The 14,067-nt window shown below is 59.6% G+C and carries 13 protein-coding genes; 5 read left to right on the forward strand and 8 right to left on the reverse strand.

All coding sequences use genetic code 11. The features are described 5' to 3' along the window. Together FHX15_RS02515 and FHX15_RS02520 are read right to left on the reverse strand one after the other, a co-directional pair. The gene (locus FHX15_RS02515; RefSeq protein ID WP_184393383.1) at window positions 1-765 is read right to left on the reverse strand and encodes a GntR family transcriptional regulator; all 765 of its coding nucleotides are present in this window, start codon (window positions 763-765) and stop codon (window positions 1-3) included. Then, window positions 762-1,646, reverse strand: coding sequence for a BadF/BadG/BcrA/BcrD ATPase family protein (locus FHX15_RS02520; RefSeq protein ID WP_184393385.1), 885 nt, complete (start codon window positions 1,644-1,646; stop codon window positions 762-764). Before FHX15_RS02520 ends, FHX15_RS02515 begins: the two co-directional genes overlap by 4 nt. A 533-nt stretch (window positions 1,647-2,179) precedes the next feature. Here FHX15_RS02520 and FHX15_RS02525 point away from each other — a divergent pair. From FHX15_RS02525 to FHX15_RS02545, 5 genes are all read left to right on the forward strand, one after another. After that, a complete protein-coding gene (locus tag FHX15_RS02525; RefSeq protein ID WP_184393388.1) occupies window positions 2,180-3,439 on the forward strand; it encodes an ABC transporter substrate-binding protein in 1,260 nt (419 codons plus the stop codon). 221 nt (window positions 3,440-3,660) lie between these two features. Continuing rightward, window positions 3,661-4,608, forward strand: coding sequence for a carbohydrate ABC transporter permease (locus FHX15_RS02530; protein WP_184393390.1), 948 nt, complete (start codon window positions 3,661-3,663; stop codon window positions 4,606-4,608). Window positions 4,609-4,621: 13 nt separating this feature from the next. Then, window positions 4,622-5,464, forward strand: coding sequence for a carbohydrate ABC transporter permease (locus FHX15_RS02535; protein WP_184393392.1), 843 nt, complete (start codon window positions 4,622-4,624; stop codon window positions 5,462-5,464). Next, on the forward strand, window positions 5,461-6,528 hold the full coding sequence (locus FHX15_RS02540; RefSeq protein ID WP_184393394.1) for a Gfo/Idh/MocA family protein: 1,068 nt from the start codon (window positions 5,461-5,463) through the stop codon (window positions 6,526-6,528). Before FHX15_RS02535 ends, FHX15_RS02540 begins: the two co-directional genes overlap by 4 nt. A 10-nt stretch (window positions 6,529-6,538) precedes the next feature. Then, entirely contained in the window at window positions 6,539-7,540 is a 1,002-nt protein-coding gene (locus FHX15_RS02545; protein WP_184393395.1) for an ATP-binding cassette domain-containing protein, read from the forward strand. 140 nt (window positions 7,541-7,680) lie between these two features. Here the strand turns inward: FHX15_RS02545 and FHX15_RS02550 are convergent, their stop codons facing one another. From FHX15_RS02550 to FHX15_RS02575, 6 genes are all read right to left on the reverse strand, one after another. Further along, on the reverse strand, window positions 7,681-8,286 hold the full coding sequence (locus FHX15_RS02550) for a nucleotidyltransferase family protein (RefSeq protein WP_184393396.1): 606 nt from the start codon (window positions 8,284-8,286) through the stop codon (window positions 7,681-7,683). Between the two features lie 263 nt (window positions 8,287-8,549). Next, complete coding sequence (locus tag FHX15_RS02555) at window positions 8,550-9,893, reverse strand: MFS transporter (protein ID WP_184393397.1); 1,344 nt, start codon at window positions 9,891-9,893, stop codon at window positions 8,550-8,552. Window positions 9,894-10,055: 162 nt separating this feature from the next. Further along, window positions 10,056-11,117: an ABC transporter ATP-binding protein gene (locus tag FHX15_RS02560; protein WP_184393398.1), complete on the reverse strand. Its 1,062-nt coding sequence runs from the start codon at window positions 11,115-11,117 to the stop codon at window positions 10,056-10,058. A 12-nt stretch (window positions 11,118-11,129) separates the two neighbouring features. Continuing rightward, complete coding sequence (locus tag FHX15_RS02565) at window positions 11,130-11,918, reverse strand: ABC transporter permease (protein ID WP_184393399.1); 789 nt, start codon at window positions 11,916-11,918, stop codon at window positions 11,130-11,132. Next, window positions 11,915-12,808, reverse strand: a complete 894-nt coding sequence (locus tag FHX15_RS02570) for an ABC transporter permease subunit (RefSeq protein ID WP_184393400.1) — start codon at window positions 12,806-12,808, stop codon at window positions 11,915-11,917. Before FHX15_RS02570 ends, FHX15_RS02565 begins: the two co-directional genes overlap by 4 nt. A gap of 72 nt (window positions 12,809-12,880) precedes the next feature. After that, on the reverse strand, window positions 12,881-13,984 hold the full coding sequence (locus FHX15_RS02575; RefSeq protein WP_184393402.1) for an ABC transporter substrate-binding protein: 1,104 nt from the start codon (window positions 13,982-13,984) through the stop codon (window positions 12,881-12,883). Window positions 13,985-14,067 lie beyond the last annotated feature (83 nt).

The following is a 14,067-nucleotide window of genomic DNA, read 5'->3' on the forward strand; positions in this document are numbered from 1 at the left end:
TCAGGTCGCGCTAATCGTCAACTCGGCGACGAAGTCATAGGCGTCGCCGCGATAGAGCGAACGGGTGAATTCCACGGCGCGGCCGGAGCCGAGATAGGAAATGCGCTCAATGGAAAGTCCGGCCTGGCCGACGGGCACGCCGAGCAGATGGGCGTCGGCTTCCTTCATGTTGGTCGCCGATATGCGCTGGACGGCGCGGACCGGGCGCACGCCGAGCCGCTCCAGTTCAGCATAGAGCGAATTGGCGACAGCAGAGGGGTCAGGCAGGAATTCGCCCGATACGCTCGCATGTTCGATCGCCAGGGGCTGGTCGTCGGCGATGCGCAGGCGCGATAGGCGCGAAACCTTGATGTCCGTGCCGAGGCCGAGGATCATCATCTCGTCGGGCGACGGGGTGTGCACGCCCTTATGCAGCCATTCGGAGCGGGCGGACATGCCGCGCCGGGCCATGTCTTCCGTGAAGGAGGTGAGCTGCGACAGGCGCTGTTCGACCCTGGACACCGGCTTTGCGACGAAGGTGCCGGAACCGTGACGGCGCACGAGCAGGCCGTCGGCTACGAGTTCGTCAATCGCCTTGCGCACGGTGACGCGGCTGACGGCCGCAAATTCGGCGATATCGCGTTCCGGGGGCAGGGCATCGCCATGGGCGAGTGTGCCCGTGCGGACAGCCTCTTCCAGAGTGCGGCGCAGCTTTACATAAAGGGGGCCGGTGCCGCCGGCCTGCAGGCGTTCGGGCGACAGAATGGAGGCGAGATCATCGGTCATGCCACACCTCTCTGCCGGTCGTTCATCAGCTTGACGGCGAGATCGACCGCACCCTGGAGCGCATCGGCTTTGGGCTCGGCCAACAGCGCCTTGTGCCGATCTGCAAGCCACGGATGGTAGGCCCTGGCAAGGCCGCCGAGCAGGCAGATCGTCGGGCATTCGGGCCATGAGAGCGCGTCGAGGCTGGCATCGATCGCATCTGCCGCCTCCCTGATGATCTCGATTGCGACCGCATCAGCGGCCTCTGCGGCCTCGAATACGGCCGGTGCGTATCGTGCGAAATCCCGAGGGCGGGCGGTATGGGCGAATTCGACGACTTGCTCCGGATCGTTGCCGTACTCGGCCATGATCCTTTCCGTCAGCGGCGAGGTGGGGCGAACCTTGTCATAGGCGAGCAGGGACCTTTCCAGGAGATCGCGGCCAAGCCGCGCGCCGCTTGCCTGATCGCCAACGATGGAGCCCCAGCCGCCGATGCCGTGCAGCTTACCCTCTCGGCGCGCATTATAGACGGAGCCGGTTCCGACGGCGCCGACTATGCCGTCGGCATCGCCGAGTGCCCCTTGCAACGATATCAGCGCATCGGTGACAACCCGGCCGCTATCAAAAGGCAGGGCCTTTTCGATGCGCCGGCCGTAATCGCCGACATTGGCGCCCGCAACACCAACGACTGCGGAGACTGTGGAAGCGGTTTCAACTCCAAATCCCGCATCACGCAGCGCCTGGCGGGCGGATTCGACGATATTGACGAGAGAGCTTTCCAGATCGGAAAGGATGTTGGCAGGGCCTGCCTTGCCGCGGCCAATGACATTGCCCATTCTGTCCGCAACTGCGGCCCGGCAGCTTGTTCCACCGCCATCTATACCGATTGCAAGTTCCGTCATCGGACCCCCGAATATGCCGTTCCCTTACGTTTTTAAATACAATACCAAAAAAATACCATTTACCAAGCGGAAATGATCGGGAAATTTGCCGTTTTTAACATGCTGATTTTAAATGATAAAAAATTTTTATGAATTTTCTCTCATCCGGAAGTTAATTTCGGCTGGACAATTGGTATTTTTTTGGCCTTAATTCCGGAAAAGGGAACAGCGTATCGAGGCGTGTGAAAACCGGCAAAGAAAAACAGCGCCGGCCAGGTTTCGAGAAAGGTGCAGACAACGATCCGCAGGAGCCGACATGGTTCGCGGAAGCGCGCGGCATCTTTCCAAGCTTTTCTCTTATTTTCAGGCGCCCGGTTCAGCGTAACGGGAGGGCGCATCGTTCGGCCGGAGGCTAGTTCCCTTCGTGCCGGCAGAGCTTCGGGGCCGGCAATCTTGGCGGCTCTAAAAGGGGCGTTGGGTGTTTCCTCAGGCACGCCAACCGCTTGTTTCAGATCGAAAACAGCGCCTAACGGCGCTCAAAACAGGAGAGGGAAATGAAAAACACTGCTCTGAAAAGCCTGCTGCTTGCATCCAGCCTGCTGTCGTCAGCCGGCCTCGTTCATGCCGCAGACGTGACGCTCACCGTCGAAAGCTGGCGTAACGACGACCTGCAGATCTGGCAGGAGAAGATCATCCCGGCTTTCGAAGCCAAGAACCCGGGCATTAAGATCGTCTTCTCGCCGACCGCTCCGACTGAATACAATGCTTCTCTGAACGCCAAGCTCGACGCCGGTTCCGCAGGCGACATCATCACATGCCGTCCTTTCGATGCGTCGCTCGAACTCTTCAACAAGAAGCAGCTCGTCGACATCACCAGCCTGTCCGGCATGGAAAACTTCTCGCCGGTTGCCAAGGCTGCGTGGTCGACGGACGACGGCAAGTCGACTTTCTGCGTGCCGATGGCTTCGGTCATTCACGGCTTCATCTACAACAAGGATGCCTTCGACAAGCTCGGCATTGCTGTTCCGAAAACGGAAGACGAGTTCTTCAAGGCTCTCGACAAGATCAAAGCTGACGGCACCTACATTCCGCTCGCTATGGGCACGAAGGATCTCTGGGAAGCCGCAACCATGGGCTACCAGAACATCGGCCCGAACTACTGGAAGGGTGAAGAGGGCCGCCTGGCGCTGATTGCTGGCAAGCAGAAGCTGACAGATCCTGCCTGGGTCAAGCCCTTCGAAGAGCTTGCCAAGTGGAAGCCCTATCTCGGCGACGGTTTCGAAGCCCAAACCTACTCCGACAGCCAGAACCTCTTCACGCTCGGCCGTGCCGCCATTTACCCGGCCGGTTCGTGGGAAATCGCGCTGTTCAACACGCAGGCGCAGTTCAAGATGGGCGCCTTCCCGCCGCCGGTTCCGAAGTCCGGCGACCAGGGCTATATCTCGGACCATCCGGATATCGGCGTTGGCCTGAATGCCAAGAGCACGCATCAGGAAGAAGCCAAGAAGTTCCTCACTTGGGTCGCTTCGCCCGAATTCGCAGACATCTACGCGAACGCTCTGCCTGGCTTCTTCAGCCTGAACTCCAAACCGGTCAAGATGAGCGATCCGCTTGCTCAGGAATTCGTTTCCTGGCGCGGCCCGTACAAGTCGACCGTCCGCTCGACCTATCAGATCCTGTCGCGCGGCAAACCGAACCTCGAAAACGAGACCTGGGTTGAATCAGCCAACGTCATCAACGGCACGGACACCCCGGCTGCCGCTGCCGAGAAGCTCCAGAAGGGCCTCGACAGCTGGTACAAGCCGGGCAAGTAAGCCTGCTATTCAAGGTAAGGGGCGGTCGCAAGCTGCCCCTTATCGGCCTGCCGGCCATCTTGTCCCGCGAGGGGCAAGAGACTCGCAGCCGCCTCCTGGCCCGTGGTTTTCAGGTATGGGCATGGTCCGGCTCTCCGAAGAAGGAGAGGGGAATGAGGGGCAAGATTGATTTCCACCTGCGCTGCGCCTGATGGTCCAGCCAATAAAAACAGGCAAAAGCCATGAGCGAAGCCGACACCGCAGTCGACGTGATCCCGATCAAGCGTCCCATTCGCTGGCATATCGGAATCTTCCTTCTTCCGGCCTTTATCGTCTATACGGCGATCATGATCCTGCCGCTGATCGAAACGCTCCGGCTTTCCTTCTACAATACGGTCGATGGCGCCTCGACCTTTGTCGGGCTCGCCAACTACAAGGTTCTCTTCGGCGATGCCCGCTGGGTGCATGACTTCTGGAATGCGCTGCGCAACAACGTCATCTTCTTCATCATCCATATGTGCGTGCAGAATCCGATCGGGATCGCGCTGGCTGCACTTCTGTCGACGCCGCGGCTGCGCTTCGTTGCCTTCTACCGCACGGCAATCTTCCTGCCGACGCTTCTTTCCTTCGTCATCGTCGGATTCATCTGGAAGCTGATCCTCTCGCCGATCTGGGGTGTCGCACCCTGGCTGATGAGCCTCGTCGGCTTGAAGTGGGCCTTTGCGCCCTGGCTCGGCCAGTCCGGCCCGGCGCTGATCGCTGTGTCGCTGATCTCGAACTGGCAATATATCGGCATTCCGATGATGCTGATCTATGCAGCACTTCTGAGCATTCCCGAGGAGGTGATCGAGGCTGCCGAATGCGACGGCATTACTGGCTGGGCTCAGTTCTGGAAAATCAAGCTACCGCTGGTCCTACCGGCGATCGGCATCATTTCGATCCTGACTTTCGTCGGCAATTTCAACGCTTTCGACCTGATCTACACCGTACAGGGCGCGCTTGCCGGCCCCGATATGTCGACGGATATTCTCGGCACGCTCCTCTATCGCACCTTCTTCGGTTTCCAGCTGCAGCTCGGCGACCGCTCCATGGGCGCGACGATTGCGACAGTCATGTTCCTGATCATCCTTGCCGGCGTCTCCTTCTACCTTTTCGCCATCCAGCGGCGCATGCGTCGCTACCAGTTCTGAGGAGTGTGAGCCCATGTCGAACAGAGCGCGCACATCCCCCATCCGCACCGGCCTCGTGCATCTGGCGCTGATCGGCTACACGCTGGTCGCCATCTTCCCGGTGTTCCTGACGATCGTCAATTCGTTCAAGGACCGCAATGCGATCTTCCGCTCGCCGCTGCAGGTGCCGACACCTTCGACTTTCAGCCTGATTGGCTATCAGACGGTGCTGGGCCAGGGTGACTTCGCCACCTATTTCCAGAATAGCTTCATTGTGACGATCGTCGCGATCTTCCTCGTGCTGCTGTTCGGGGCAATGGCCGCATTCGCGCTGTCGGAATACCGCTTCAAGGGCAATACGCTTGTCGGTCTCTACATGGCGATCGGCATCATGATCCCGATCCGCCTCGGCACGGTTGCCATCCTGCAGGGCATGGTCGCGACCGGCCTCGTCAACACGCTGACGGCACTGATCCTCGTCTATACGGCGCAGGGGATTCCGCTGGCGATCTTCATTCTCTCTGAATTCATGCGCACCGTCTCCGACGACCTGAAGAATGCCGGGCGCATCGACGGGCTTTCGGAATATGCAATCTTCTTCCGCCTCGTGCTGCCGCTGGTGCGGCCGGCCATGGCGACGGTCGCCGTCTTCACAATGATACCTATCTGGAACGACCTGTGGTTCCCGCTGATCCTGGCGCCTTCCGAAGCCACCAAGACCGTGACGCTCGGCTCGCAGATCTTCATCGGCCAGTTCGTCACCAACTGGAACGCTGTTCTGGCGGCGCTGTCGCTCGCGATCCTGCCGATCCTCGTTCTCTATGTCATCTTCTCGCGGCAGCTAATCCGCGGCATCACCTCGGGAGCCGTCAAGTGAGCCAATCCGACAAGCCGATCCGTGTTCTGGTCGCAGGACTCGGCAATATGGGCCGCAGTCATGCGCTCGCCTATCACAACAATCCGGGCTACGAGATCGTTGGTCTCGTCAACCGTTCCAAGCCGAGCCAGCTTGCGCCGGAGCTGGAGCAGTACACGATCCATCCCGACTTTATGACGGCGCTTGCCGAATTGAAGCCGGATCTCTGCTCGATCAATACCTATTCCGACAGCCATGCCGATTATGCTGTGGCCGCCTTCGAGGCCGGCTGCGACGTCTTCGTCGAAAAACCGCTGGCAACGACTGTTGCCGATGCGGAGCGCGTTGTGGCCGCCGCAAAGAAGGCCGGCAAAAAGCTGGTCATCGGCTATATCCTTCGCCACCATCCTTCCTGGAAGAAACTGATAGAGGAAGCGCGCAAGCTCGGTGGCCCCTATGTCTTCCGCATGAACCTCAATCAGCAATCCAGCGGACCGACCTGGGCGACGCACAAGTCACTGATGCAGACGACCTCGCCGATCGTCGATTGCGGCGTCCACTATGTCGATGTCATGTGCCAGATCACCGATGCCAGGGCGGTCGAGGTGCGCGGCATGGGCCTGCGCCTGTCGAACGAGATCGCGCCGGACATGTATAATTACGGCCATCTGCAGGTGCTCTATGAGGACGGTTCCGTCGGCTGGTACGAGGCAGGCTGGGGGCCGATGATTTCCGAGACCGCCTTCTTCGTGAAGGATGTGATGTCGCCGAACGGCGCAGTATCAATCGTCATGGATCCGAAGGCGAAGTCCGACGACATCGACACGCACACCAAGACCTCCGTCATCCGCCTGCATACGGCAGAGACCGGGCCTGACGGCAAATTCATCAGTCCGGATCAGGACATGACGATGGAAGGCGAGCCCGGCCACCAGGCGCTTTGCGACCTGGAGCAGGCCTTCGTGCTGCGCGCCATCAACGAGGATCTGGACCTTACCCGCCATATGGATGATGCGGTGGCTTCGCTGCGCATCTGCCTTGCCGCTCACGAAAGCGTGCGCACCGGCCGATCGGTTAGACTATAAGGAAAGACTAGTGGGATCGCTTCAACTCAAATCCATCCGCAAGGCCTACGGCAAGCACGAAGTGCTGAAGGGCATCGACCTTGAGGTCAAGGACGGCGAATTCGTCATCTTCGTCGGTCCATCAGGCTGCGGGAAATCGACCCTGCTGCGCAGCATTGCCGGACTGGAAGATGTGACTTCTGGCGCTGTCATCATCAATGGCAAGGATGAGACGCTGACGCCGCCGGCCAAGCGCGGCATCGCCATGGTGTTCCAGTCCTACGCGCTTTATCCGCACCTGACGGTCAAGGATAATATGGGCCTCGGTCTGAAACAGGCGGGGGCGCCGAAGGATGAAATCGAGACGCGGGTAACGAAGGCCTCGTCCATGCTGTCGCTCGAGCAATATCTGGCGCGCCGACCGGCCGAGCTTTCGGGTGGCCAACGCCAGCGCGTGGCGATCGGGCGTGCCATCGTGCGCGAACCAGAACTTTTCCTGTTCGACGAGCCGCTCTCCAATCTCGATGCGGCGCTGCGCGTGCAGACGCGCCTCGAGATCGCCCGCCTGCACCGTAGCCTGAAGGCGACGATGATCTATGTCACCCATGATCAGGTCGAAGCCATGACGCTTGCCGACAAGATCGTGGTCCTGAATGCCGGTGCGATCGAGCAGATCGGCTCGCCGATGGAACTCTATAACCGCCCGGCTAACACCTTCGTTGCGGGCTTCATTGGCTCACCGCAGATGAACTTCATTTCCGGCGACAAGCTCGGCGACGCCGGTGCGAAGACGGTCGGCATCCGCCCCGAGCATCTGACGCTGTCGCGCGACAGCGGCACCTGGAAAGCGAAGACCGTGCATGTCGAGCATCTCGGTGCAGACACCATCGTCTACCTGGAATCCGAGCAGTGCGGCCTCATCACGGCGCGTCTCTTCGGCGAGCACAAGTATGAGCCGGATGAGATCGTTTACGCGACGCCGGATAGGACACATATCCATCGCTTCGATGCCAACGACAAGGCGATCCGTTGATCGCAGCCGGAATGAAGGACGCGTTCGCATAAAGCCTTCCAATCCCAGTTTGGCATTGTGGTCGCCGAGCTTCATGGCTTTCGGCGACTGATCGATGCATCGTCCCAGAATTCGGAATCTTCGCGATAGAGTGAAATGCGTTAATTGCGAGCGTCCTGGTTATGGTCCATCGCCAACGCGGTTTGACGATCAATGATCGTCAGCCACGGCCACCGCTGCAGATATTCGCTGCATTTAGTCAGATATAATTCATGCTGAGGATTGAGAGGGTTCAGGCGAAGGATGCCGTTCCACATATCATCCAAACCATCAGGAGTATAAAGGCTGCTATCGCAAAGACGAATACCGACCCTTGTGCAGAGGGTGAGATAACGGTCGATGCCGTCCTCCGCCTTCTGTAAGGCTGGATAGTCCACTCCAAACTTGTCCCTGTACCAGAGATGGACCCGAGCTTGGTTCTTGATCTCCACCTTTGCGGGTAGATCGGCGACCGCCTGCTGCACCTGGCGAATGACGGCGTCTTCGGCATCCCATGATAGGTTGGAGTCATCGAAGTAAAAGACGTCGTAATCTTTTATCCCGTACTGAGGATCACACCCCGATCTTAGATTCCAAACAGTCTGCACGAGACAGCCTGCTGTTAGAATGCCTTGGGGAATTTGGAGGGCACGCAACCGGATCAACAATTGAGCATTTATAGGATTGCGCTGGACGAACTCAAAGAATTGCTGCTCCGTAAGCGACATAGCCCCTCCTTTTGCTTACTGGCGTCGTGAAACTGCCGCCGCAAAATCCCCTTTAAAGCGCTAGTTGAGTGAGCAAAATGCTTCACGAAGATATTCCCGGCAAGATGCTTCGCTTTAACGAGCTCTACTGCAAGGGGCTCGACGTCAACATCGGCTTGAACTCCACCTTTCGGCAAAGCTCGGCCAGCGCGCGGGCCCTTCGTTCGGCAACGTGATTGGTGAAGTCAGCGCCGGAAGATATCTTGTTTCGACGGTTCGCTCGTTCAGGTGCGAGAGCCGAGGCGCTCCGTCAGTTCCTCAATGCCGACCTCCGCTTCAACGCTCTCTCCCTTGACGAGAAGATAGAGGCCAAGGCCGAAGGTGAGGGCAGCGATGAAGAGCAGATAATAGGCATGCGCCATCGGGTTGAGCGGCAGCAGGGCCGCGACCGCAAGCGGTGTCAGGCCGCCGAAGATCGCATAGGAGACATTGTAGGAGAAGGAGAGGCCGCTGAAGCGGACACGGGCAGGAAAAGCGCGCACCATGACGTAAGGCACGGCACCGACCATGCCGACGGCAAGGCCCATGATGGCGTAGAGGACGAAGAGGACCGTCAGCGAAACCGCGGCATAGCTGTAGAAGGCGAAGGTGGCGATGGCGAAGAAGATGCTCGAGACCAGGAAGAAGCGCCCGGAGCCGACACGGTCGACGATCGCACCGGCTGCCGCGGTGCCGAAGATCAGGAAGAGCGTGCCGAAGCTCGTGGCGGCCAGAGACTGCTGAGCGCTGTAGCCGTACTGCTTCTGCAGGAAGGTTGCCGTCATCAAGGTTGTCACGACGATGCCAGCGGACAGGATCCAGGTCAGCAGCATGGAAATTATGACACCGCGTGGATAGTCGCGCAGCACAGCCTTGAGCGGCAGTTCCGGCACCAGCGACCGGCTCTGCTTCATCTCGGAAAAGATCGGCGTCTCCTGCAGCCAGCGGCGCAAATAGACCGCGATAAGGCCGAAGACGCCGCCGATGAAGAAGGGCAGACGCCATGCGCATGCGGCGATTTCGTCAGGCGTGAAGACGGTGTTAATGATAGTGGCGATGAAGGAGCCGAACAGGATGCCGAGCGTGAGGCCCGAGCAGAGGAAGCCGCAGGCAAAGCCGACGCGACGAAAGGGTACGTGCTCGGCCACGAAGGTCCAGGCTCCGGGAACCTCACCGCCGATCGCGGCACCCTGAAGAACGCGCATCAGGATGAGAAGCACGGGGGCTGCGACACCGATCGCGGCATAGGTCGGCATTGCGGCCATGCCGAGTGTCGAGAGCGCCATCAGCAGGATCGAAAAGGCGAAGACCTTCTTGCGGCCGAAGAGATCGCCGAAATGGGCGAGCACGATGCCGCCGAGCGGGCGGACCAGATAGCCTGCCGCAAAGATGCCGAATGTCTGTAGCGTCACCAGCCAGTCCGGCATTTCCGGCGGGAAGAAAAGCTTGCCGATCACAGCTGCAAAGAAGACGAAGATGATGAAATCGTAGAACTCCAGAGCACCGCCGAGTGCCGAAAGGGCGAGCGTACGGAAATCCTGGGAGGTCAGGCTGCGGGGGGCGGGGACTGCGACTGCGACTGATGACATGATGGGGCACTTCGTGGATCGGTATGGTTGCTCCATGCGGCATGGTTACCGCTACTTCAAGTTCTTTCTGGCGATAGCGCCATCACGTTTGCTGACAGTCGTGCGTGAAACGAAAAAAGGCGCCGCATCGACGGCGCCTTCATCACCACGGTTTTCTTCCGATCAGTCGCGGATGACGAGCAGATCGGCAGCCATGAAGCGCAGCGTCACCGTTTCGCCAGCAGATGGCGGGGTGATGCCGGGGCTGTTGAACATGTCGAAGGAGATCACGTTGCCGCCGACATTCATGCGGGTGCGGATGACCGAACCCAGGAAGTGCGCGGAGACGACCTGACCGGTCAACGCCGTATCGCTGTGCGCACCTTCGGCGAGCGAACCGGCTTCCGGACGAAGCGCGAGCTGGACGGTGTCGCCCGCCTTGTAGGCCTGCACCGACTGTTTCAGCGTGACACCCTGATCGCCGATCTGGATGCGGTTGCTGTCGGGATCGACGACCTTGGCTTCGATGAGGTTCAGCGTGCCGACGAAGGAGGCGACGAAACGTGTTGCCGGCGTGTTGTAGATCTCGAAGGGCGTGCCGATCTGGTCGGCCTTGCCGGCATTCATGACGACGATGCGGTCGGAGATCGAGAGCGCTTCTTCCTGGTCGTGCGTGACGAAAACCGTGGTGATGCCGAGCGACTGCTGGATTTGGCGGATTTCTTCGCGCAGCGAAACGCGGATCTTTGCGTCGAGGGCGGACAGCGGCTCGTCGAGCAGCAGAACCTGCGGCTTGACGGCAAGGGCGCGAGCGAGTGCTACGCGCTGCTGCTGGCCGCCCGACATCTGGTAAGGGAAGCGGTCTGCCAGGTGATCGAGCTTGATCAGGCCGAGCATTTCCTTGACGCGGGCGTCGATCTCAGGTTTCGGCGCGCCGGCGACCTTCAGGCCGAAGGCGACGTTGTCGTGCACCGTCATGTTGGGAAACAGCGCATAGGCCTGGAAGACCATGCCAATATTGCGCTGGTTCGGCTTCAGCGAGCTCTGGTCCTTGCCGTTTATCGTGAGCGTGCCGCCGGTCGGCGTTTCAAAGCCGGCGATCATGCGCAGAACGGTCGTCTTGCCGCAGCCCGACGGCCCGAGAAAGGAGACGAACTCGCCCTTCTCGATGTTCATGTTGAAATTCTTGACGACCTGAACCTGGCCGAAGGACTTCTGAATATTGTTCAGTGTGAGAAAAGACATGAGCCAGTTACCTTAAGCCTTTGCCGGGCGGGCTTTGCCGAAGCGGGAAACGATATTGAGCAGGCCCATGCTGAGCCACGTGATCGAGAAGGCGATGACGGCGAGAGCCGAAGGCTCGTAAGCCTTGTTGGCGCCGACGAGCTGCAGATACGGCCCGAAGGCCGGGCGGTTGAGCAGCGCGGCGAAGGTGAATTCGCCCATGACGATCGCGAGCGTGATGAAGGCGCCCGAGAGTACGCCGCTCATGACGTTCGGGAAAATGCACCTGAACATGATTGTCGTCCAGCGCGCGCCGAGGCTCTCGGCCGCCTCCGTCAACGTGCGAACGTCGATGGCGCGCATGGCGGTATCGACGGCGCGATACATGTAAGGCAGCGACAGCGTGACATAGGAGAAGACCAGCAGCGCATTGGTGCCCATCGATGAATTCGTCAGCGGCAGATAGGACGACGAGTTGTACATCCTGAGGTAGCCGAAGACGATGACGATCGCCGGGATGACGAGCGGCAGCAGCGTGATGAATTCGACGACCGGGCGCATCTGCGGCAGGCGCAGGCGCACCCAGTAAGCCGTCGGCACGACGAGCAGCGTGCCGAAGATGATGGTGAGGAACGCCATCAGCATGGAATAGCTGAAGGTCTCGCGGAACTGAGCGTCCGAGAAGACCGACTGATAGGCATCGAAGCTATAAGCACCGCGGCGCATGCGCAGCGAAAATTCGATCGTGCCGATCAGCGGAATGATGAAATAGGACCCGCCGAGAATGACGGCAATCCAGGCTCCAAGACGTTGAGCTTTCATTTCTGCCACCGTTCGGCGCGCATGCGCAGCATGAGATAAAGGACATTGGATACGCCGGTTATGACGATCATGCCGAGGGCGATCGCGTAACCGAGGTTGGCATTGTGCAGGACGTCGCCGCGTATCTGCGCATAGAGCAGGATCGGCACGATGTTCAGCGAACTGCCGGTCAGCGCGAAGGCGGTGGCGATGGCGCCGAAAGCGTTGGCAAAGAGCAGCAGCGTGGTACCGAGCAGGCTCGGCCAGAGGATCGGCAGGGCAACCATCGTCCAATATTGGCGATGGGAGGCGCCGAGAATCTCAGCGGCTTCGCGCCATTCCTTCTTCATGCCGTCCAGTGCCGGCGTCAGGATCAGCACCATCAGCGGGATCTGGAAATACATGTACGTGATCGTGAGGCCGAAGAACGACAGCAGGTTGAAGCCGGTGCCGTAGAGATTGAAGCCGAAATATTCACGCAGGAACACCGTCACAAGGCCGGTGCGGCCGAGCGTTGCGAGAAAGGCGAAGGCGAGCGGCACCCCCGCGAAATTCGAGGCGACGCCGGAGAAGGTCAGAAGCGTCGAGCGCACCGAGCTCGGCAGGCCGCCGAGCACGACGGCCCAAGCAAGGAAGAAGCCGATCAGCGCGCCGCCGAGAGCGGATGCCACGGAGACGCGAATACTGATCCAGTAAGCACTCAGAATGGATGGAGTAAAAAGATCGCCGATATTCTTCAGCGTGAGATTGCCCTCAGGAGTCAGGAATGCGCCCGCCACGAGATAAAGCGTGGGGATGATCAGGAACAGCAGAGAGAAAATAATGAAGGGTGCAATGCCCAGCCAATCGATCACACGATCTCTGTTGATCAAGGGGGCGCTGCTCACCATAGGCGTTGAAACGGTGCTCATGGAAAGGCTCATCCTGGGGCGTCGGAGTGAGAAAACCTCCCCGCCTTATGGGCGGGGAGGCGGGATCGGATGTTACTTGACGTTGGCGCCGACGACGGAATCCCAGTTCTTGGTGATGGCTTCCTTGCCAGCGGCCTGCTCTTCGAGCGTCGGGAAGACTGCCTTTTCATAGGCGGCTGCCGGCGGCAGCGCGTCGAGCAGGTCCTTCGGGATCTTGTTGTTCTTGGCAAGATCGTTGAAGCGGATCGGGTGGCAATAGCCCTTCAGCCAGCCGAGCTGACCTTCGTCGGAATAGAGGTACTCCATCCAGAGCTTGGCAGCGTTCGGATGCGGAGCGAAGGCCGAAATGGCCTGCACGTAAACGCCGGCGACGACGCCCGACTTCGGAACGACGACTTCGAACGGAGGGTTGCCCTTCAGGCTCTGGCCCCACGAAAGCGCGTTGTAATCCCAGGCGACGATGATCGGCGTGGAGCCCTGTGCAAAGGGAGCAGCCTTGCCGACGACGGGCACGAAGTTGCCGTTCTTGTTGAGTTCGGCAAAGAACTTCAGGCCTTCTTCGCCTGCCTTGGCCGCGTTACCGCCGGATGCGGAAAGACCGGCAGCATAAACACCCTGGACGGCCTGGTTGGCAGTGCGGGGATCGCCGGCGAGCGCGACGCTGTTTGCATAGTCGCTCTTCTTCAGGTCCGGCCAGTCGGCCGGCGAAGTCTTTACGAGATCCTTGTTCACGAGGAAGGAGAGAACGCCGTAGTAGTCGCCGTACCAGTAGCCGTCTGCATCCTTGGCGCTAGCCGGGATCGAATCCCAGGTGGAGACTTTATAAGGCTGGATCAGGCCGTCTTTTTTGGCGGATGGGCCGAAGGAGAGACCGACGTCGATAACATCAGGAGCCTGCGGGCCGGTGTTGCCCTTGTTGGCCTTGATGGCTTCGACTTCGTCGCCCGAGCCCGCATCCGGGTTCAGCTCGTTGACTTCGAGGCCATACTTGGCCTTGAAGCCGGCAATGACGTCGCCATAGCCGCACCAGTCGTGCGGGAGTGCGATCGTGGTCAGCGTGCCTTCCTTCTTGGCGGCAGCGATAAGTTCAGCGCTCGGTTCTGCTGCAGCGATCGCGGTCGAAGCCACGATTATTGCAGTAGAAAGCGACAGCAGTCGAGAAATGTTAGAGATCACTGTTGTTCTCCTTCGGGTTTTCAGTGTCCGGCGATGCTGTTAATGAGCTTACGTGAAGCTTGTATGACAGTTGCGTGACGTTA

It is taken from the genome of Rhizobium sp. BK650, from assembly GCF_014195325.1.
Classification (GTDB): Bacteria; Pseudomonadota; Alphaproteobacteria; order Rhizobiales; family Rhizobiaceae; genus Rhizobium.